Origin of the sequence: Mesorhizobium sp. M0761, assembly GCF_040320205.1 — a bacterium.
Lineage (GTDB): Bacteria > Pseudomonadota > Alphaproteobacteria > Rhizobiales > Rhizobiaceae > Mesorhizobium.
In genome coordinates, this window is sequence record NZ_JAMYPF010000007.1 from 19562 (window position 1) to 37674 (window position 18113).

Consider the following 18113-nt stretch of genomic DNA (forward strand, 5'->3'; position numbering starts at 1 on the left):
TAACGCGGGCGATGGGAGGGTCAAGACGGCGAAGCTGCTGATCTCCCCCTTGGGGAGATTACCTGTACCCTCACCCGAATCCACCCGCGACCACGTAAGCACCAGCCGTGCGTCCATCCTCCAGCCGCATGACGGCCGTAACGATCGAGCCGTAAGCGCCTCGCCACACACTGTGCATTCTTTCATGCTCGCCGGCCGGCACCAGGATGAGACCGTGAAAGCTTGTGCCGCTTCGCTCCATGACAACGGCTTCGCCATTGACGTGAACCTTGAGATCAGCGGTCTCCGCATCGAGTTCAACCGTCACGGCGATCTCGGCCTGGTCTCCTCGCCCCATCGTCTCCGCAACAAGCCTGAGTGCCGGCGGCGGCGCATCGCTGGACTTCGATCCACCATGTTGCGCAAACACATCGCCCGGCAATTCCGGCGTGCGCGGCGGGGCCGTGCGGCGTTGGGTGGCGCGCTCGTAATCGCCGGCGAGCCGCAGCAACTCCGCATCATCATAGGCCTTGCCCGCAAAGGTCAGCCCGACCGGCATGCCGATATCGGCCATCGTTCCCATCGGCACGGTGACGGTCGGGATGCCTAGATGACGCCAGACCAGATTGCCGTTGGCGACCCAGGTGCCGTTGCGCCAGGCGATTGCTGCAGAGGTCTCGTTGACGTCGGCATCGGCCGGGCCGACATCGGCGACCGCCGGCAGCACGACGGCGTCGAGCCTGTGCTCGTCCAGCCAGTCCTCGAAGTCGATGCGCCGCGTCGCCTCCAATCCCTTCAGACCTTCCGCCAGCGTTGGGATATCCAGCAATGGCATCACGCCCTGCTTGGCGCTCGTGACGTAGTCGGCCAGATCGAAACCGTCGTCGCCATAGCGGTCCGGCAGCGCGCCCGGCGGCCGCGGGAAGATTTTTGGCCCGTCGACCGTGGCCAGGTCGGGGATGGCCGGGTCGGCATTGGCGCGCAGGAAATCGTCCCAGCCCCAGATGCAGAGATCCCAGATTTCGCGCTCGGCGAATGCTTCCGGCACCAGCCCGCGTTCGACCATGGTTTTTGTGCCCGGACGGTCGCGCTCATAGTTCGAGACGACGGGGAAATCGACCTCGACCACCTCCGCGCCGAGCTTTTCCAAGTCACGCGCTGCCTGCCGCCAGAGGTCGAGCACCGAGGCGCGGGTCTCGATGGGTTTGAGCACGCCGCCGTCGCGGCCGATATACATTTTCGGCACGCCGAGGCGTTTGCCTTTCAACGAGCCCTCCAAGGCGAGTGTAGTGTAGCTTGGCGGCCTGAGATCAGCGCTTTTCGCGATCGACACCCAGGGCTGCGCGCGCCAGAAATCGCCGCGCGTCTCGGTATCGTCGGCGACGATCACGTCGAGCAGCTCCAGCATGTCGGCAATGCCGCGCGTGTGCGGCACCACCACATCCATGGTCGGCACCAGCGGCCAGTTGCCCCTGACCGAAATGACGCCGCGCGACGGCGTGTAGGCGACAAGTGCATTGTTGGACGCCGGCGCGCGGCCGGAAGACCATGTCTCCTCGCCCAGCCCGAAAGCGGCAAAGCTCGCAGCGGTCGCGGTGCCGGAACCGTTGGACGAGCCGGAAGCGAAGGCGGCGGTCAGATAGTCCGCATTGTAGGGGCTCTCGGCGCGGCCATGGACGCCTCGCTGCATGCCGCCATTCGCCATTGGCGGCATGTTGGTCAGCCCGATCAGCACAGCACCACCGGCCCTCAGCCTGGCAATGGTGAAAGCGTCCTCATTGGCGACGAGATGCTCGAAGGCGGGCGAGCCGGCGGCCACCGTCAGGCCCTTGACCTTATAGCTGTCCTTGGCGGTGTAGGGGATGCCGTCGAGCGGCCCGAGGGAAGCGCCTTTGCGGCGGCGCAGGTCGGAGGCCGCCGCCTCCTCGAACATTGCCGGGTTAAGCACCGGCACGGCATTGAGCGCGATGCCATGGCGGTCGTAATGCGCGATGCGCCTGAGATACGCACCGACCAGCTCGACGCTGGTGACGGTGCCGGCCTCCAGCGCCCGGCGCAGGTCGGCGATCGAGGCTTCGACGATGTGGAGGGGCATGGGATTCTCGAGATGCAGCGGCAAACGAGTCTTCGCATCGTGCGATGCGAGTGTCACGCCTCAAACGGAAGGCGTGACGGCGACGCTGCTGGTCTCCCCCAAGTGGGGAGATGGCCGGCAGGCATAAGTGGCCTCCGAAATTGACTGATGAAAGACAGTTTTGGTGTCCGCTGCTGCATGTCCGTTATATGACACGATCTCGGCGATTTCAGCGGAGTTGCCTGACCTCAGCTCACAGCGTCTTGCTGTCGAACCGGCCTTTTTCCTTCATCATTTCGAGGAAGATCCTGGCCTCGGCGTTTCCGTGGCTTGCCGATGTGGAAAACCACTTGGCAGCTTCCGGATAGTTCGGCTTGCCGTCGATGCCGGTGTAATAAAGCTTGCCAAGGTTGAGTTCTGCTTCGACATTTCCCACCTTGGCTGCCTCCAGCAACCAGAATTCGGCGGATTTGTCATCCTTGGCTATCCCTCTGCCGCGGGCATAGGCAACAGCCAGGTACAGTTCAGACGAAACGTCCCCCTGCTTTGCGGCCTTGAGCCACCACGAAACGGCATCAGCGTCGCTCTGGGTCAGTCCGACGCCCGTCCAATATGCAAGGCCGAGGTTCGCCTGCGCATAAGCGTCTCCCTGGCTCGCCGCCTTCAGCCACCAGGACGATGCTTCGGCATCACTTTTGGCAGTGCCCTTGCCCGTAGCATAGGCATAGGCCAGCGCAGACTGCGCCCGGACATTGTCCTGTTCCGCCGCCTTGACCAACCAGGCGAACGACTGGGCGTCGTCCTTGCCGATGCCTTTTCCCAATTCATACGCATTTGCTAATGAGTATTGCGCTTCCGGCACACCGGCGACCGCGGCCTTCATCCACCATTCGAAGGCCAGGCGGTCATCCTGACCGACGCCGTGGCCAAGCGAATACAGCGTGCCCAACAGAGACTGGGCATTCGGCTCACCCTTGTCGACCGCCTTTCGCACCCACGTCACGGCGAGCTGATCGTCCTTCTCGACGCCTTCACCGAGATAATAGGATCGACCGATGCAGTAGGCAGCTTCGGTACTGCCGCCATCGGCTGCCTTGCGCCACCAGGAGAGAGCTTGCTCATAGCTTTGCGGAACACCTTGGCCCTGCGCGTACAGGGTGCCGATGGCATAGTAACCATTCGCGTTGCCCTTGTCGGCCGACTGTGTGGCAAATTTTAACGCCAGCTGGTCGTTTCTTTCGACACCTCGGCCATGGGAATAGGCCTGGGCGAGCAAGGATGCCGCATCTGCATTTCCTTGCTCGGCTGCTTTGCCCCACCAGTAGGTCGCCTGCCTGTCATTTTGGGCAATACCCTGGCCACGCCAGTACATTAATCCCAGATTGTACTGTGCGTCAGCATTTCCCAGGTCGGCCAGCACGGAGATCTGATGGAATTGCTCGCGATAATCCTTTGCCAGGACAGCCGCTTGAATCTTCTTAATGGCCGACCACTGCACATAATAATTTCGGCCAGGACCGAGCAGCACATAAGCCGCCAGCAACACCAGAACGACGGTAAGGACCCCTCGGCGACGCGACTTGGGCGGGCTGTAGACAGGTGTATCCACTTTGGGCGCCCAGTCGTTGTTGCTCACCGTCCCCAATCCATTTGCAGCCACCAGTAATCCATAGCGCAAGCCAGGCTGTTCTGGAATATCCAAAGCATTTGATGTCGCTACTGCGGTGCGCCGGCGAACAGGATTTCGCCATCGCCGCCAGCCGCCGGCCAATCCCTGATGGTGCGATCGTCGCCGCCGGTGAGCAGCGTGCCGTCGGTGGCGAAGGCAACGGCGTAGATCGGGCCGGTGCGGCTGTCGAACATGGCGGTCTGGCCGCCGGTGCCGACATCCCACAGCCGCGCCGTGCCGTCGAGCGAGCCGGAGGCCAAGCGCTTGCCGTCGGCCGACAGCGCCAGCGTATAGACGGTGCCTTCGTGACCCTCGAAGCGGCGCAATTCCCTAAACGTGTCGAGGTCCCAGAGCTTGATCGTGTAGTCGCCGCTGCCGGTGACGACATGATGGCCGTCGGCGGTGAAGACAGCGCCGTAAGTGCCCTGCTCGTGGCCGTGCCAGCTTCGCAATTGCTTGCCGCTTTCGACGTCCCAGAATTTCAGCGTGCCGTCGATGGAGCCGCTGAGCGCGCGCGTGCCGTCGGGCGAGATTGCGACCGTGCTGATCGGCCAGTCATGTCCGGTCATCACATGCAGCACCGATTTGTTGACGAGATCCCAGACGATGACGTTGCCGGTGTCGTGGCCACTGACGGCGCGCTTGCCGTCCGGGCTGATCGCCAGCTTGCGCACGCCGCCATTCGCGCCCGACGAGAAGACATGCAGCACCGCGCCGTCGGCAAGCTTTCGCAGCACGATCTCGCCATCGTCGCCGGCGGTCAGCGCGGTGGCGCCGTCGGGCATGAACAGCGCCGTGCGCGCCATGTCCTTGTGTTCACCAAGGTTGCGGATCAGCCGCTTGCCGGCGACGTCCCAGAGCTTGATCATATGGTCGGTGCTGGCGCTCATGATGTCGCGGCCATCGGCCGAGACGGCGAGCCAGACGACGGCGTCGCGGTGGCCGTCGGGCTCGGTCGGCAGCGCCGGCGGAGGCGGCGGCAAGGGCGCGACGGTTTGCGGTGGCGCAGGAAGCGCTGCCTGCGGCGGCGTCGCCGGCGCCGGTGGTGGAGCAACTTCCGGTGGCGGGGGTTCTGGAGCAAGGGCGACTTCCGGCGGCTGTGGCGCAGGCGATTGAGCCGGAGGCCCAGATGGTTGGAGCGCCTGCTCCGGCGGCGGTGCTGCTTGCACTGGCGGTGTCGGCGCGGCCGGCGGCGCCGGTGGCGCGCTGGCAATATCCTTCGGCTCGAGGCTCTCGGGTTCGGCCGGGGGTTTCGGGGCGGATATCTCGCCGCCCGGGCCGGTTGCGCGCCATGGGCCGAACCGGTCGGCCAGCAACGCCAGCACGACAAGGGCCGGCAGGACCAGGAAGGCTTGCCGCAGCCGCGGTCTGCCGGGATTTTGCACCTCGGCCGCACGACCGAACAAAGGGGCTCCAGACAAGGGGTTCGGGCCGCGCGGCAACAGGCCGGCAAAGAACAGCAGCGCGCCGATCACGCAGACCGCGCCCGCCACGAACAAGGCAACCAGGCGCACGGAGGCAAAGGAGGCAGCAATGCCCGCATCGCCCTGCTCCAGCAGCTGCACGGCGAAGCAGACCACGCCGATCGCCAGCAAAAGCAGCCCAAATAGCCTGTCAGTGTTCATCACGCCCTCCGCCCAGGGGAGACTAGCAGCGCCATTAGCGGATCGCAAAGCACCGCCCCTTCACGATCGCTGCTGATCAACCCGCAGAAACGTCGTGTCTACGAGCAGATGTTCAGGCGTTGTCCGAGCATATCCCCGGCTGTCCACAATGCAACATTGACTGAGAGCCGCGATGTGTCACTATCACGGCGGGGGATATAGTGGAGAGCGATCGTGAAGAAGATTTATGAGCGGCCCACCTTGGTCAAGAAGGGCAACCTGAAGTCCATCGTGGCTGGCCCGTCGACTCCCATACCGGGCTGATCTCGGCGCTCCACGACCATGTCGTTCAACATCATTTGCGGATGATGTTCGTCGACCGGTGGACATGGGACATAGTCAAATGCTGCGGCGGTGCAGGCTTCCGCAGCATTGTTGCGTGATGACCTCACCTGATCTCCACCCACACTGGCGCATGATCGCTGGCGCCATCCTCGCCGCGCACGTCGCGGTCGATGCCGGCAGCGGCCAGCTTGCGGGCGAGCTTCTTTGACAACAGAATGTGGTCGAGCCTCAAGCCGGCATCGCGCGGCCAGCGGTTGCGGCGATAATCCCAGAATGTGTAGAGCGTTTCCTTCGGATGCTTCTTGCGCAGCGCATCGGTCCAGCCCTGCTCGAGCAGACGCTGGAACGACGCCCGGCTTTCCGGCTGTACCAGCGCGTTGTCGTCATAGGAGCGGGTGGCGTAGATGTCGCGCGGCTCGGGCACGATGTTGTAGTCGCCGACCAGCGCCACCGGCAGGCCGGTGTCGAACAGTTCTGCGGCATGCGCCTCCAGCCTTTCATGCCAGGCCAGCTTGTACTGGAATTTCGGCCCCGGCTGCGGGTTGCCGTTGGGCGCGTAGACACAGGCGATGACGATGCCCGACACCGCCGCCTCGATGTAGCGGCTCTGCTTGTCGGCGGTATCGCCGGGCAGGACGTCACGGGTCAGCACCGGCTCGGATCCTCGCGCCAGTATGGCGACGCCGTTCCAGGTCGGTTCGCCCTTCCACACCGCGCCATAGCCGGCGTCGGCCAGCGCCGTGCGCGGAAACTGCGTGTCGCGCGCCTTCAGCTCCTGCAGGCAGACGACATCTGGCTTGGCTGCCGCCAGCCATGCCAGCAGGTTTTGCAGCCGGCTGTTGACGTTGTTGATATTGAAGGTGGCGATTTTCATTTGGCGATCAGGAAACGATCCGCCCTGTCCACGCCTTCACCGTCCCGGCCAGCGTCTTCAAATGATCGGCGGTCGAAAACCCCGACACGCTCTTGCGCGGCTTCAGGTCGTGGTCGCCATCCTCCAGCCAGATCACCTCGATGGCTTTGGAAAGGCCGTAGGTCGCGACCTCTTCTTTCGTGCCGAACTCGTCGCGGGTGCCCTGGAAGATCAGCGTCGGCGTCTTGAGGTCGGCGAGATGTTTTGTCCTGAGTTGCTCGGGCTTGGCCGGCGGATGAAAGGGATAGCCGAGGCAGATGAGGCCCGAAATCTCGCCCTTGGCGAACATCTCGTCGGCGACCATCGAGGCGACGCGCCCGCCCATCGACTTGCCGCCGATGATGAGCGGACCAGCGACGCCCCTCGCCCTCAGATCGGCGATGGCCTTTATGTATTCCGGGTTGACCGTCTCGGCGCGCGGCGGCGGCTTGCGCTGGCCATAGCGTCGCGCCGCCATATAGTGGAATTCGAAGCGCGCGACCTGGAAGCCGGCGGTGGCGAGCGCCTTGGCGGTGGCGGTCATCGAGGGGGAGTCCATCGATGCGCCGGCGCCGTGGGCAAGCAGGATCGTGACGGGGGCGGTGTAATTGCCGTCGAAGAGGAAGGTGGTCATGGGGTGCGCTGCCGGTAAAGGCCGAGTTCCTTCGCGCCCCCCTCTGTCCTGCCGGACATCTCCCCCTCAAGGGGGGAGATTGGCAGTTTCAGCGCCTCACGGACCTCGCGACGATAGTGATTGGCGAAAGCGATGGCGACATCCAATCTCCCCCCTTGAGGGGGAGATGGCCGGCAGGCCAGAGGGGGGTGCTCAAGCGCTGCCATTGCGCCCTACCCCGCCGTCCGCGTCATCTGCAAATCGACGAACTGTATCCCCTTTTGCGCAGTGCGCGCCCATTCGCTGTCAGCATCGAGTTCGAGATAGCGCACCCAGTGGCGGCGGGCTTCGGTCAGATTGCCGGCGTCGAACTCCAGCCGGGCAAGGTTGAACACCGGATCGGCGTAGCTCTTGTCGAGCGCGATGGCCTTGACCAGATGCCGGCGCGCCGAGGCGATCTTGCCTTCGTCGCTCATCAGCCCGGCGAGGTTGAACCAGGCCTCGGCGAACGCCGGATCGAGCTTGATCGCTCTTGCATAGTCATGCGCCGCGTCGGCCACGCGACCGGCGCCACGCAAGCAATTGGCGCGGTTGAACGCGGCGATGTTGTCGCTCGGATCGATGCTGAGGCAGCGTTGGTAGAGCGCCGCGGCATCGTCGTGCCGGCCCTCCTCTTCCGCGCTTTCAGCCTCGGCGAACAATTCTTCCAGCGTGTCGTCGCCGGCTGCGCTTGCGCTGCCGAGATCGAACAGCAGCTGGCCGTCGAGTTCGCTCTGGCCATCCTCGAGATAGATCTGATCGGGCCGGCCATGCTGCGAGCCGACATTGAGCGATTTGGCGGTGAGCGAAGCGACCGGACCGGAGCGATGCACGGAGCGCGCGATCGCGCCCCAGGATGCACCGCCGGCGACCAGCCCGGCATATTTGCGGGCAAGGATCAGATCGCGGAACGAGTAGGGTTCACAATCGTGCTCGAAGGCGTCAAACAGGCTGAGCAGGTCGAGGTCGGCACCGGACAGTCTGGACTGGTCGACGAGAGACTGCCTGGACAGCGAAGACGCCTCCGGCGCCTTCATCAGACCAAGCAGGCGCAGGAAGCCATTTTCGCTAAGGAGTGTTCGGCCAGCGGAGCCCTCGGCTGCAACCCGGCGCTCGATCTCGGCATCGCCGCCCTTCGCCGTGCCGGCCTTGGCGATCAGCGTTCGGCCGAACACAACATGGCTGGTGCGCCTGGTGACGCCGCGCCGCAACTGGCCGTGCTGACGCTCCACCTCACGGGCCGCGAGCCGCAGCGGAAATGCCGCCAGCGCGCCGATGGCGCCGAAGACGGCGCCCGGGATTATACCGGTCGGCGCCGTCACCCCTTGCTCTTGCCGACGGCCTTGAGCAGATTGGCCTTCAACGGGTTTTCCTTGGCCGCACCCGCCTTACCCTTGGCGGCAGGTTTTTCAGCGTCGTCGGCCTTGCTCTTCGACTTGGCCGGCGGCTTGGCTGATTGCGACAGGCTCGCCTTCAACGCGTCCATGAGGTTGATGACATTGCCACGCTCGGGCGCCGCCGCAATGATCGGCTTATGGCCCTTCAGTTTCTCGCGGATCATCGTCATCAGCGCGATCTCGTAGCGGTCCTCATAATTCTTCGGATCGAAGGTGGTTTCCTTCTGCTTGATCAGCGCTTCGGCCAATTGCAGCATTTCGGGATCCGGCTTGCCAGCCGGGATGTTGCCGAAATATTCAGCCGTGCCGCGCACTTCGTTCGGGTTCCTCAACGTACACACGAACATGCCGTTCTCGCGCGCGCCGATCGTCACCACGCGCTCGCGGCTGGACAGGACAAGGCGGGCAATGGCCAGCTTGCCGGATTTGCGCATTGCCTCGCGCAGCACGGCGAAGGTTTCCTCCGCCATGGCGCCATCCGGCGCCATGTAGTACGGCGCATCCTGATAAATGACGTCGACCTCGTCTTCGTCGACGAAGGCCTCGATGTTCATCGTGTGATTGGATTCGATGCGCACTGCTTCGAGGTCGGCCTCATCGATGATGATGTACTGCTTGTCCTCGTATTCGTAACCCTTGACCAAGTCCGCGCGCTCGACGAGGCCGAGTTCAGGGTCGACCGGCTTCATGTTGATGCGGTTGTGGGTCTTCTTGTGCAATTGGTTGAACGATATGCGCTCGCTGGTCGTCGTTGCCGGATAGAGCCGGACCGGACAGCTGACGAGGCTGAGCTTGAGGTAACCTTTCCAACTTGCCCTGGGCGCCATGATACTCTCCTACGCGGCCACGCACTGACATTTCAGACTGAGCATGATCTTATCCGAAAACCGGTTCCCACGTTTCGGGATCATGCTTACTGCAGCGCTTCGTCCAAAGGACGAATGGTACTGCGGAAATCCTACACCGACCGGGCACGATACAGGCAAATCCCTAGCGAAATCTTCCAGTCGCCCTGAAGGTCCAAGGCCGAGAATAATTCAAATTGTCCGAAGCGTCGATGGACTTGGGTTCCTCGCCCCCATGAAATGGGGAGAAAAACCTTATTTGAAGGCCGGCAAATCCCTCGCGAAATCCTCCATGTCCGCCCAGGGGTCGCCCGAGGTCGCCAACAACCCCGGCAGCGAGGAATAGTTCAGATCCTGCGGCGCATCGATCGTCTCAAGGTCGCTCCAGCTCACCGGCGTCGACGCCGGCAGGTTGGTGCGGGCGCGCAGCGAATAAGGCGCCGCGGAGGTGTGGCCGCGCGCGTTGCGGTGATAGTCGATGAAGATGCGGCGCTTGCGGTTTTCCTTGCCCATTGTGGTGGTGAAAGTGTCGGGCGCGGTGGCCGCCAGGTGCGTGGAGATGGCGCTGGTCGCCTGGTGCAGCTTCTTCCAGTTCTGCTTTTGCGTCACCGGCACGGTTATGTGGATGCCGCTGCCGCCGGATGTCTTGGCGAACGGCACCAGGCCGAACCGCTCCAATTCGCCCTTGATGTGGACGGCGGCCTCGACCACCTCGCGCCAGGCGATGCCCTCACCCGGATCGAGATCGAAAACGATCTGGTCGGGCTTGTCGAGGCTCAAGCGATGCGTGCCCCAGGTGTGGAACTCGACGACGCCGAACTGCGCCAGCGCCAGATAGCCTTTTGCTCCCTCGACCGACAGATAGGATTTGGTTTCACCTTCGGAGTTGGTGGCGTCAAAAGTGACCACCGACGGCGGCATGCCGGTGAAGGCGTGGCGCTGGAAGAAACAGTCCTTCGGCAGGCCCGTCGGGCAGCGCACCAGCGACACCGGGCGGCCCATAATGTGCGGCAGCATGAAATCGCCGACCAGCGCGTAATAGACGGCGATGTCGAGTTTGGTCGGCCCGGTCTTGCCGAACAGCCGCCGCTCCGGATTGGTCACCCAGATGGTGGCGAGATCGGCTTCGGCGATCAGCCGCTTGCGCTTCGGCGACACCGGCGTCGACAGGCCGACATCCCTGAGGCCCCGAAACACACCGTGGCGCAGCGAATTGTCCGCCGTTCGGTTGGCGTAGTGGATGCGGGCCGACAGCATCGGCCGCACCCATTTCATCTCGCGCATGATCTCGCGCGGCACACCCTCGGGGGCTGTCGCGCCGTCGCGCAGCGGCTGCAGCCGGGCCAGCAAGTCGCCCGCCGTAGCGGCATCGAAGCCGGTGCCAACCTTGCCGCGATAGTGCAGTTCGCCATCCGCGAATTCAGCCATGCCGAGTGCCGCCAGTCCTTCGGCCGCGCCGGAAACGGTGTAGCCGGCGATGATGAAATCGCCGGTCTCCAGCGCCTTGACCTTGGTCCAGGTCTTGGTGCGGCCGCTCTGGTAGATGGCGTTGGCGCGCTTGGAAACGACGCCTTCCAGCCCAAGGATCGAGGCCTGATCGTAAAGCCCCTGCCCGTCGCCTTCGACATGGTCGCTCAGCTGGATGGCGGAGTTGGCGCCCTGCCCGGCTAGCAGTTCGGCGAGCAAGGCCTTGCGTCTTGCGAGCGGCGCCTTGCGGAGGTCCCAGCCGTCGAGATGCAGCAGGTCGAAGGCATAGAAATGGAGCTTGCTGCCCGCACCCGCCGACAGCGCATCCTGCAGCAGCGCGAAACGCGAGATGCCCTTCTCGTCCAGTACCATGATTTCGCCGTCGATGATCGCCTGGCTGAGGGGCAGCCGGGCGAATGCCTGCGGCAGGTCGCCGTAGCGCCTCGTCCAGTCGATGCCGCCGCGGGTGATCAGCCTGACCTCGCCATCTCCGACATGCGCCATGGTACGATAGCCGTCGAATTTTATTTCATGCAGCCAGAGTTCACCTGTGTCTTCCACCGGCCCGCCCGGCGGTTTCGGCACCTGCGTGGCGAGCTGCGGCTCGATGCGTGACGGCGGATCGCCCCTGACAGCGCCGGGCAGCGCGCCGGGTTTCAGCGCGCCGGGTTTGGGCGGCAGGCGCGCCGGCCTCTTCGGCGGCGCCACCAACTCCTCGATGCGCCTACCGGACTTCACGCTTTCCGGTTGCGCTTCGAGGATATCGAGCTTGGTGTCGGAAGCGAGGTCGCGCTCCTTGAACAAGAGCCAGTTCTTCTTGTTCTCGTCCTCGCCCGGTTTCGGTTTCAGCCGGGTCAGCATCCAGCCGCCATTGAGCTTTTCGCCGGCCAGCCGGAACTTGAAGGCGCCGGTGCGCAGGCTCTTGTCGACATCGTCCATCGGCGCCCAGGTGCCGGTGTCCCAGACGATCATCGGCCCGCCGCCATATTCGCCTTGCGGAATGACGCCCTCGAAGTCGATATATTCGAGCGGATGGTCCTCGGTCTCGACGGCAAGGCGCTTGTCGGCCGGGTTGAGCGAGGGCCCGCGCGGCACCGCCCAGCTTTTCAGCACGCCACCGACCTGCAGGCGCAAATCGTAATGGTCGGCGGTGGCGTGATGTTTATGGACGACGAAGCGGTTGCCGTCGCCTGAAATGAGCCCGCCCGCCGGTTCCGGCGTCTTCGTAAATTCGCGCTTGGCGCGATAGGCCTTGAGTGTTGGCGGGGTTGGCATGGGTCAGGCGGGAGCGGCGGCGGCGGACGAACCTTTCCGGCGCCGCGTTCCTGCACAGTGCTGTCCCGCCAACATTTCAAATTTCCCAGCGCGGTGCGAAGAATGTGGAGATCACGCTCAATCGTCTGAGGCGGGCGTCAGGTCTAGCTCGGCCGGGGACAGCCCTTGCTGGAGCTGGCTCAGCCGGAACTCGTCGACCCAGTAGGCCTCGCCGTCGACCAGCACGCGGGCCGAGTAGACGCCGCCGGAAAAGCTTTGCGCGGTGACGTAGACCTTGTGGCGGTCGAGCGCCTTGCGCACCGCGGCGCGCTTGGAATTCTGGCTGGTGACGGAACTGGCCATGGCTCACTCATACACAAGACCGCAAGACATGGCGGCGGCATAAGGATGCTGGAGATCGGCCGCTCTGTCAATTTTGACCGCCTGCTTCTGGCAGCGCTACGATCCGACGGCAGCAAAAAACCGCTGCGCCTCGGCAGCGGACTTTGCAATGGCGACGACAATATTCGGTTAGTGGTCCGAAGGAATTATGAGCGCGGTGACGCGCGAGAGCTGCTGACGCCGGTTCAGCGTCGGCTTCTCGTAGATCTTCTTCATTGGTATCCCATGGCCCCCAATGGCCGCCGGCAAAGGCGCTTGCGGCTGGGTTTTGTCAAGGGAAGCGCTGTTCTTCCGCCGAACAGCTATGGAAACTGGAGGAGCGGCCGCTATAGTTTTCCTCAGCCCCAAGGAGAACGGCAATGACCCTCAGCACCCGCAAACTCGGCAGCCAGGGGCTGCAGGTCTCGGTGATCGGCCTCGGCTGCATGGGCATGAGCCAGTCCTACGGCCCTGCCGACGAGGCGGAATCGATCGCCACCCTGCACCGAGCCATCGAACTCGGCTGTACCTTCCTCGACACGGCGGAAGTCTACGGCGCCTATGCCAATGAAGAACTGCTCGGGCGGGCGCTGAAGGGCCGGCGCGATGAGGTGACCCTTGCCACCAAATTCGGCTTCCGCATCGAAAACGGCAGACAGGTCGGCACGGAGCGTGACAGCCGGCCCGACCATATCCGCGAGGCGCTGGAGGGCTCGCTGAAGCGGCTCGGCACCGACCATATCGACCTTTACTACCAGCATCGCGTCGATCCGGCGGTGCCGATGGAAGACGTCGCCGGCACGGTCGGCCGGCTGGTTGCCGATGGCAAGGTGCGCTTCTTCGGCCTGTCGGAAGCGGGCGCGGCGAATATCGGCCGTGCGCATGCCGTGCACCCTGTCTCGGCGCTGCAGAGCGAGTATTCGCTTTGGGAGCGCAATCTGGAGCCGGAGATCATCCCGCTGCTCAAAAAGCTCGGCATCGGCCTGGTGCCGTTCGCGCCGCTCGGCCGCGGTTTCCTCGCCGGCGACGTCAAGCGCGCCGAGGATTATCCGGAAGGCGATTTCCGCCGCGGCGACCCCCGCTACCAGGGCGCCAACTACGACGCTAATATCGCGGCTGCGGCTGCGGTGCAGGAGGTGGCCGCGGCCAAAGGGGCAAAGCCCGCACAGATCGCGCTGGCCTGGGTGCTCGGCAAGGGCGACGGTTTCGGCATTGACATCGTGCCGATCCCGGGGACAAAGCGGCGCAAGTATCTCGAAGAAAATGTTGCTGCGGCCGCGATCACGCTCGACGCGGCCGAGATAGCGGCGCTCGATGCAGCCCTTGCGCCGGGCAAGGTCTCAGGGCCGCGCTACAATGAGCGGGTGATGACGACGATCGACAGGTAGAGGCGTCTAAGCTGCCAATCTCCCCCCTCGTGGGGGAGATGCCTGGCAAGGCAGAGGGGGCGCGAAGGATCGCCCGCATCAAGTATTCTGCGTAGAGGTTAGCTCAAAGATGTAAGTGAAATTGGCCAATGTCGGCGGGACAGCGCCCCCCTCTGTCCTGCCGGACATCTCCCCCACAAGGGGGGAGATTAGCAGTTTCAGCCCCTCGCCTCACCTTGCGTAATCGATTTTCCTTGGCTAGCATCCTCGGGTCGGCGCCGTGCGGAGGAGAACGTTGCGGCGGACCGGCTGGAGCGCCTCGCGTCCCCTCGGGGCGTTCACAGGACACTCCATTTTTGAATTGACGCAAGGACCGTCCCGAGCCGCTCCCGGTTTCGGGCTCCTGCGTTCATGTGGAGGATATCTGATGAACAGACGCGAATTCCTGTTGTCGACGGTGGCGACCGGCGCCATGGCGCTGGCCGCGCCCATGGCCTTTGCCGCCGACAAACTGACCATATTGGGCTCGGTGCCCAATCTCGGCTTTCCGTTCTTTGTGCACATGCTGAACGAGATAAAGGCGGAGGCGCAGGCGCAAGGCGTCAACCTGACCGAGAGCGACGGCCAGAACTCGGCGCCGAAGCAAACCGCCGACATCGAGGCCGCACTTGTGCAGAAGGTCAACGCCATCGTGATTTCGCCGCTTGACGTCAACGCGCTGGCGCCGGCGATCGAGGAAGCGGTCAAGGCCGGGGTTCCCGTGGTCACCATCGACCGCCGCGTCGACGGCGTCGAGGGCATTCTGGCCCATGTCGGCGCCGACAATGTCAAGGGCGGCGAGGCCGAGGCGCAGGCCATGGTGGCGGCGTTCCCCAACGGCGCCAAGCTGTTCCATTTGCAGGGCCAACCGGGTGCCGGACCCGCGATCGACCGCAACAAAGGCGTCCACAATGTGCTCGATCCGCTCAAGGACAAGTACCAGATCATCTTCGAGCAGACCGCTAATTTCGCCCGCGCCGAAGCGCTGTCGGTGACCGAGGCCGGGCTTGCCGCCAACGGCAAGCCGGACGCCATCATCTGCGCCAATGACGACATGGCGCTCGGCGCGCTCGAAGCCTGTGCCGCCCGCAACTTCACCGACGTCAAGATCTACGGCTTCGACGCACTGCCGGAAGCGCTGGTCGCTGTGCGCGACGGCAAGCTCGCCGGCACGGTCGAACAGTTCCCCGGCGAACAGTCGCGCACGGCGGTGCAGATCGCGGTCGCCTTCGCCAGGGACAAGACCGAGCCGAAGGAGAAGCTGGTGCTGTTGACGCCGATCGTCATCGGCAAGGACAATCTCGACAAGGCGGAGAGGTTGAACGAGACGAAGTAGCTGATTGGCGAAGCCGGCGGGACAGCACCCCCCTCTGGCCTGCCGGCCATCTCCCCCTCAAGGAGGGAGATTAAGCACTCGACCGCTTTCGCCAACCTCCAGCGTTGCAGGAAAATGCGCCGACGGTGACACTGCCAATCTCCCCCCTTGAGGGGGAGATGTCCGGCAGGACAGAGGGGGTGTTCAAGCGCAAACGTTGAGGAATTGCATCGAGGGAATAGCTATTGTCCGCCGTTGAACCCGCCGCATCATCGCCCCCGCTCCTTTCCGTCGAAGGCGTGACCAAGCATTTTTCCGGCGTCACCGCGCTCAGCGACGTTTCGCTCGAGGTGCGGCCCAGTGAGATCCTTGGCCTGCTCGGCGAGAACGGCGCCGGCAAGTCGACGCTGTTGAAAATCCTGTCCGGCGTGATGCCGCCGTCGAGCGGCCGCATCGTCTTCGACGGCGCCGACTACGCGCCGTCCGGTCCGCAGGATGCCAAGCGGCATGGGATCGTCACCATCTATCAGGAACTGAGCCTGATCCCGACGCTGACGGTTGCGGAAAACATTTTCATCGGCCGCGCGCCGCTCGGTCCGCTCGGGCTGGTCAGCTGGCGCAGGATGGAGGACGCGTCGCGCGCGATCATCGCCCGCGTCGGCCTCGACATCGATCCGGCGACGCCGGTGTCGTCGCTCTCGGTCGCCGAACAGCAGCTGGTCGAAATCGCCCGCGCTCTGTCGCTGGAAAGCCGCCTGATCATCATGGACGAGCCGACCTCGGCGCTGACCGAGACTGAGGTGCAGAAGCTTATGTCGATCATGGACAGGCTGCGCAAGGACGGCGTGGCGATCATGTTCGTCACCCATCGGCTGGAAGAAGCGTCGGCGATCTGCGACCGGATGACGGTGTTGCGCGACGGCAGGCTGGCCGGCCATCTCGACCGTGACGGCCAGCCGATCCAGATTCCAAAAATCATCGAGAAGATGGTCGGCCGCGCCGCCTCCGAGCTCTACGCGCGGCCGACGCAGCGCGATGTCGCCGGCGAGGTCAGGCTCTCGGTGCGCGGGCTGCGGACGGTACGCGACCCATTGGCGCCGCACGCCATCGTGCTCGAAGGCGTCAACCTCGATCTGAAGGCCGGCGAAATCCTCGGCGTTGCCGGGCTCGTCGGTTCCGGCCGCACCGAGCTTGCCCGCGCCATTTTCGGCGCCGACCGCATCGCGGCCGGCACGATTGCGCTCGACGGCAAGCCGATCGCCCCGGCTTCGCCCGCCGACGCCATCAAACTCGGCATCGGCCTGGTGCCGGAAGACCGCAAGCACCAGGCGATTTTTGCAGCACTTGGCATTCTCAACAATTTCTCCATCGCCTCGCTCGGCCGCTACAGCAATGGGGCCGGCTTCATGGCCGAACGGCGCGAGCGCGAGGCGCTGGCCGGCTATCGCAAGGCACTGTCGATCCGCATGGCCTCGCCCGAGCAGGCGATCGAGGGCCTGTCCGGCGGCAATCAGCAAAAGGTGATCCTGGCCCGCTGGCTGGCGCGCGACCCGAAAGTACTGATCGTCGACGAGCCGACGCGCGGCGTCGATGTCGGCGCCAAGGCCGAAGTGCACCAGATCCTGGTCCAGTTGGCTGCGCGCGGCATCGCCATCATGATGATCTCGTCGGAACTGCCGGAGGTGCTGGCAGTGTCGGATCGCATCGTTACGATGCGGCGCGGCCGTATCACCGGCGAAATGCCGGGCATCGAAGCGACCGAGGAAAAACTGATGGAACTGATGGCGCTCGACCGCAAGCAGGACGCAACGCAATGACCAGCACCACCGAACAGACCCAGCGCAGCGGCATCAACATCGCGCGGCTTCTGATGAGTTTTGGGCCGCTGATGTTCCTGGCGGTGTTGATCGTCATCTTCACCGTGCTGAAGCCGAGCTTCATCGATCCAATCAACCTGTTCAACATTTTGAGGCAGATCTCGATCACCGGGCTGATCGCGCTCGGCATGACCTTCGTCATCCTCACTGCCGGCATCGACCTGTCGGTCGGCTCACTGCTCGCCTTCTGCGGTATGGTGGCCGCGGTGGTGGCCAAGGGCGGCACCGCCAACACGCTGTCGCTGTCGACCACGGGCACGCAAGGATATGGCTGGTTCGCCGCCTTGCTTGCCGCCGTCATCGTCGGGGCGCTGGCCGGCGGCGTCCAGGGCTTTGCCATCACCAGGCTGAAAGTGCCGCCCTTCGTCGTCACGCTGGGTGGGCTCACCGTGTTTCGCGGCCTGACGCTGACCATCTCCAATGGCGGACCGATCTCCGGTTTCGACGCCTCGATGCGCTGGTTCGGCACCGGGCTCATCGGACCGGTGCCGGTGCCGGCGATCATCTTCGCGGCGGCGGCCATCCTGTGCCACATCGTGCTGCGCTATACGCGCTACGGCCGCGCCGTCTATGCCGTCGGCGGCAATGCCGAGGCCGCACGCCTGTCGGGCCTGCGCGTCGACCGCATTCTGATCTCGGTCTATGTCATCGTCGGCTTCTTCGCCGGGCTGGCGGCCTTCGTTTTGTCAGCACGGCTCAACTCCTCCGAAGCCGTAGCCGGCATCGGTTACGAACTTACGGTGATTTCCGCCGTCGTCATCGGCGGCACCTCGCTATTCGGTGGCATCGGCTCGGTCGGCGGCACGGTGGTGGGCGCTGCACTGATCGGCGTGCTGCAGAACGGGCTGCAGTTCAATAATGTCTCGTCCTACACACAAAGCATCGTCATTGGCCTGATCCTGATCCTGGCCGTGGCCTTCGATCGTTGGCTGAAGTCGCGGGTGAGGCGGTGAGGA

At 64.2% G+C, this 18113-nt stretch carries 15 protein-coding genes; 6 read left to right on the top strand and 9 right to left on the bottom strand.

Annotated features, from left to right (window positions below; genetic code table 11):
- Positions 1 to 70: 70 nt before the first annotated feature.
- From NKI32_RS13610 to NKI32_RS13620, 3 genes are all read right to left on the bottom strand, one after another.
- The gene (locus NKI32_RS13610) at positions 71 to 2074 is read right to left on the bottom strand and encodes an amidase (protein WP_353002823.1); all 2004 of its coding nucleotides are present in this window, start codon (positions 2072 to 2074) and stop codon (positions 71 to 73) included.
- Between the two features lie 232 nt (positions 2075 to 2306).
- The gene (locus NKI32_RS13615; RefSeq protein WP_155929541.1) at positions 2307 to 3689 is read right to left on the bottom strand and encodes an SEL1-like repeat protein; all 1383 of its coding nucleotides are present in this window, start codon (positions 3687 to 3689) and stop codon (positions 2307 to 2309) included.
- Between the two features lie 80 nt (positions 3690 to 3769).
- Entirely contained in the window at positions 3770 to 5347 is a 1578-nt protein-coding gene (locus NKI32_RS13620; protein ID WP_353002824.1) for a WD40 repeat domain-containing protein, read from the bottom strand.
- 213 nt (positions 5348 to 5560) lie between these two features.
- Between NKI32_RS13620 and NKI32_RS13625 the strand changes: the two genes are divergently transcribed.
- Positions 5561 to 5650, top strand: coding sequence for a putative RiPP precursor (locus tag NKI32_RS13625; RefSeq protein ID WP_353002825.1), 90 nt, complete (start codon positions 5561 to 5563; stop codon positions 5648 to 5650).
- A gap of 124 nt (positions 5651 to 5774) precedes the next feature.
- Here the strand turns inward: NKI32_RS13625 and NKI32_RS13630 are convergent, their stop codons facing one another.
- The 6 genes from NKI32_RS13630 to NKI32_RS13655 all read right to left on the bottom strand — a co-directional run bounded on the left by NKI32_RS13630 (position 5775) and on the right by NKI32_RS13655 (position 12541).
- On the bottom strand, positions 5775 to 6545 hold the full coding sequence (locus NKI32_RS13630; protein ID WP_353002826.1) for an exodeoxyribonuclease III: 771 nt from the start codon (positions 6543 to 6545) through the stop codon (positions 5775 to 5777).
- 7 nt (positions 6546 to 6552) lie between these two features.
- Positions 6553 to 7197: an alpha/beta hydrolase family protein gene (locus NKI32_RS13635; RefSeq protein ID WP_352515046.1), complete on the bottom strand. Its 645-nt coding sequence runs from the start codon at positions 7195 to 7197 to the stop codon at positions 6553 to 6555.
- A gap of 212 nt (positions 7198 to 7409) precedes the next feature.
- Positions 7410 to 8537 carry a tetratricopeptide repeat protein gene (locus tag NKI32_RS13640; RefSeq protein ID WP_353002827.1) on the bottom strand — a complete coding sequence of 376 codons (1128 nt, stop codon included), beginning with the start codon at positions 8535 to 8537 and terminating at the stop codon, positions 7410 to 7412.
- Positions 8534 to 9439 carry a non-homologous end joining protein Ku gene (gene ku / locus NKI32_RS13645; protein WP_023685883.1) on the bottom strand — a complete coding sequence of 302 codons (906 nt, stop codon included), beginning with the start codon at positions 9437 to 9439 and terminating at the stop codon, positions 8534 to 8536. The genes NKI32_RS13640 and ku overlap by 4 nt, the downstream gene beginning before the upstream one ends.
- A 273-nt stretch (positions 9440 to 9712) precedes the next feature.
- Complete coding sequence (gene ligD, locus NKI32_RS13650) at positions 9713 to 12199, bottom strand: DNA ligase D (protein ID WP_353002828.1); 2487 nt, start codon at positions 12197 to 12199, stop codon at positions 9713 to 9715.
- Between the two features lie 117 nt (positions 12200 to 12316).
- Positions 12317 to 12541 (bottom strand): hypothetical protein, encoded by a 225-nt coding sequence (locus tag NKI32_RS13655; RefSeq protein WP_023673483.1) that lies wholly within the window; start codon positions 12539 to 12541, stop codon positions 12317 to 12319.
- Positions 12542 to 12586: 45 nt separating this feature from the next.
- On the opposite strand from NKI32_RS13655, the gene NKI32_RS13660 reads away from it, so the two are divergent.
- From NKI32_RS13660 to NKI32_RS13680, 5 genes are all read left to right on the top strand, one after another.
- Positions 12587 to 12943 carry a hypothetical protein gene (locus tag NKI32_RS13660; RefSeq protein ID WP_155921580.1) on the top strand — a complete coding sequence of 119 codons (357 nt, stop codon included), beginning with the start codon at positions 12587 to 12589 and terminating at the stop codon, positions 12941 to 12943.
- Entirely contained in the window at positions 12940 to 13947 is a 1008-nt protein-coding gene (locus NKI32_RS13665) for an aldo/keto reductase (protein WP_023827246.1), read from the top strand. Before NKI32_RS13660 ends, NKI32_RS13665 begins: the two co-directional genes overlap by 4 nt.
- 406 nt (positions 13948 to 14353) lie before the next feature.
- Positions 14354 to 15301 (top strand): substrate-binding domain-containing protein, encoded by a 948-nt coding sequence (locus tag NKI32_RS13670; RefSeq protein WP_023730393.1) that lies wholly within the window; start codon positions 14354 to 14356, stop codon positions 15299 to 15301.
- A gap of 224 nt (positions 15302 to 15525) precedes the next feature.
- Positions 15526 to 17097, top strand: a complete 1572-nt coding sequence (locus NKI32_RS13675) for a sugar ABC transporter ATP-binding protein (protein WP_353002829.1) — start codon at positions 15526 to 15528, stop codon at positions 17095 to 17097.
- Positions 17094 to 18110 carry an ABC transporter permease gene (locus tag NKI32_RS13680; protein WP_023685887.1) on the top strand — a complete coding sequence of 339 codons (1017 nt, stop codon included), beginning with the start codon at positions 17094 to 17096 and terminating at the stop codon, positions 18108 to 18110. The genes NKI32_RS13675 and NKI32_RS13680 overlap by 4 nt, the downstream gene beginning before the upstream one ends.
- Positions 18111 to 18113 lie beyond the last annotated feature (3 nt).

Coding starts and splice junctions, on each gene's coding strand:
- NKI32_RS13610 (WP_353002823.1), bottom strand. CDS start 2,074: ATGCCCCTCCACATCGTCGAAGCCTCGATCGCCGACCTGCGCCGGGCG.
- NKI32_RS13620 (WP_353002824.1), bottom strand. CDS start 5,347: ATGAACACTGACAGGCTATTTGGGCTGCTTTTGCTGGCGATCGGCGTG.
- NKI32_RS13630 (WP_353002826.1), bottom strand. CDS start 6,545: ATGAAAATCGCCACCTTCAATATCAACAACGTCAACAGCCGGCTGCAA.
- NKI32_RS13635 (WP_352515046.1), bottom strand. CDS start 7,197: ATGACCACCTTCCTCTTCGACGGCAATTACACCGCCCCCGTCACGATC.
- ku (WP_023685883.1), bottom strand. CDS start 9,439: ATGGCGCCCAGGGCAAGTTGGAAAGGTTACCTCAAGCTCAGCCTCGTC.
- ligD (WP_353002828.1), bottom strand. CDS start 12,199: ATGCCAACCCCGCCAACACTCAAGGCCTATCGCGCCAAGCGCGAATTT.
- NKI32_RS13655 (WP_023673483.1), bottom strand. CDS start 12,541: ATGGCCAGTTCCGTCACCAGCCAGAATTCCAAGCGCGCCGCGGTGCGC.
- NKI32_RS13660 (WP_155921580.1), top strand. CDS start 12,587: ATGCTGGAGATCGGCCGCTCTGTCAATTTTGACCGCCTGCTTCTGGCA.
- NKI32_RS13665 (WP_023827246.1), top strand. CDS start 12,940: ATGACCCTCAGCACCCGCAAACTCGGCAGCCAGGGGCTGCAGGTCTCG.
- NKI32_RS13670 (WP_023730393.1), top strand. CDS start 14,354: ATGAACAGACGCGAATTCCTGTTGTCGACGGTGGCGACCGGCGCCATG.
- NKI32_RS13680 (WP_023685887.1), top strand. CDS start 17,094: ATGACCAGCACCACCGAACAGACCCAGCGCAGCGGCATCAACATCGCG.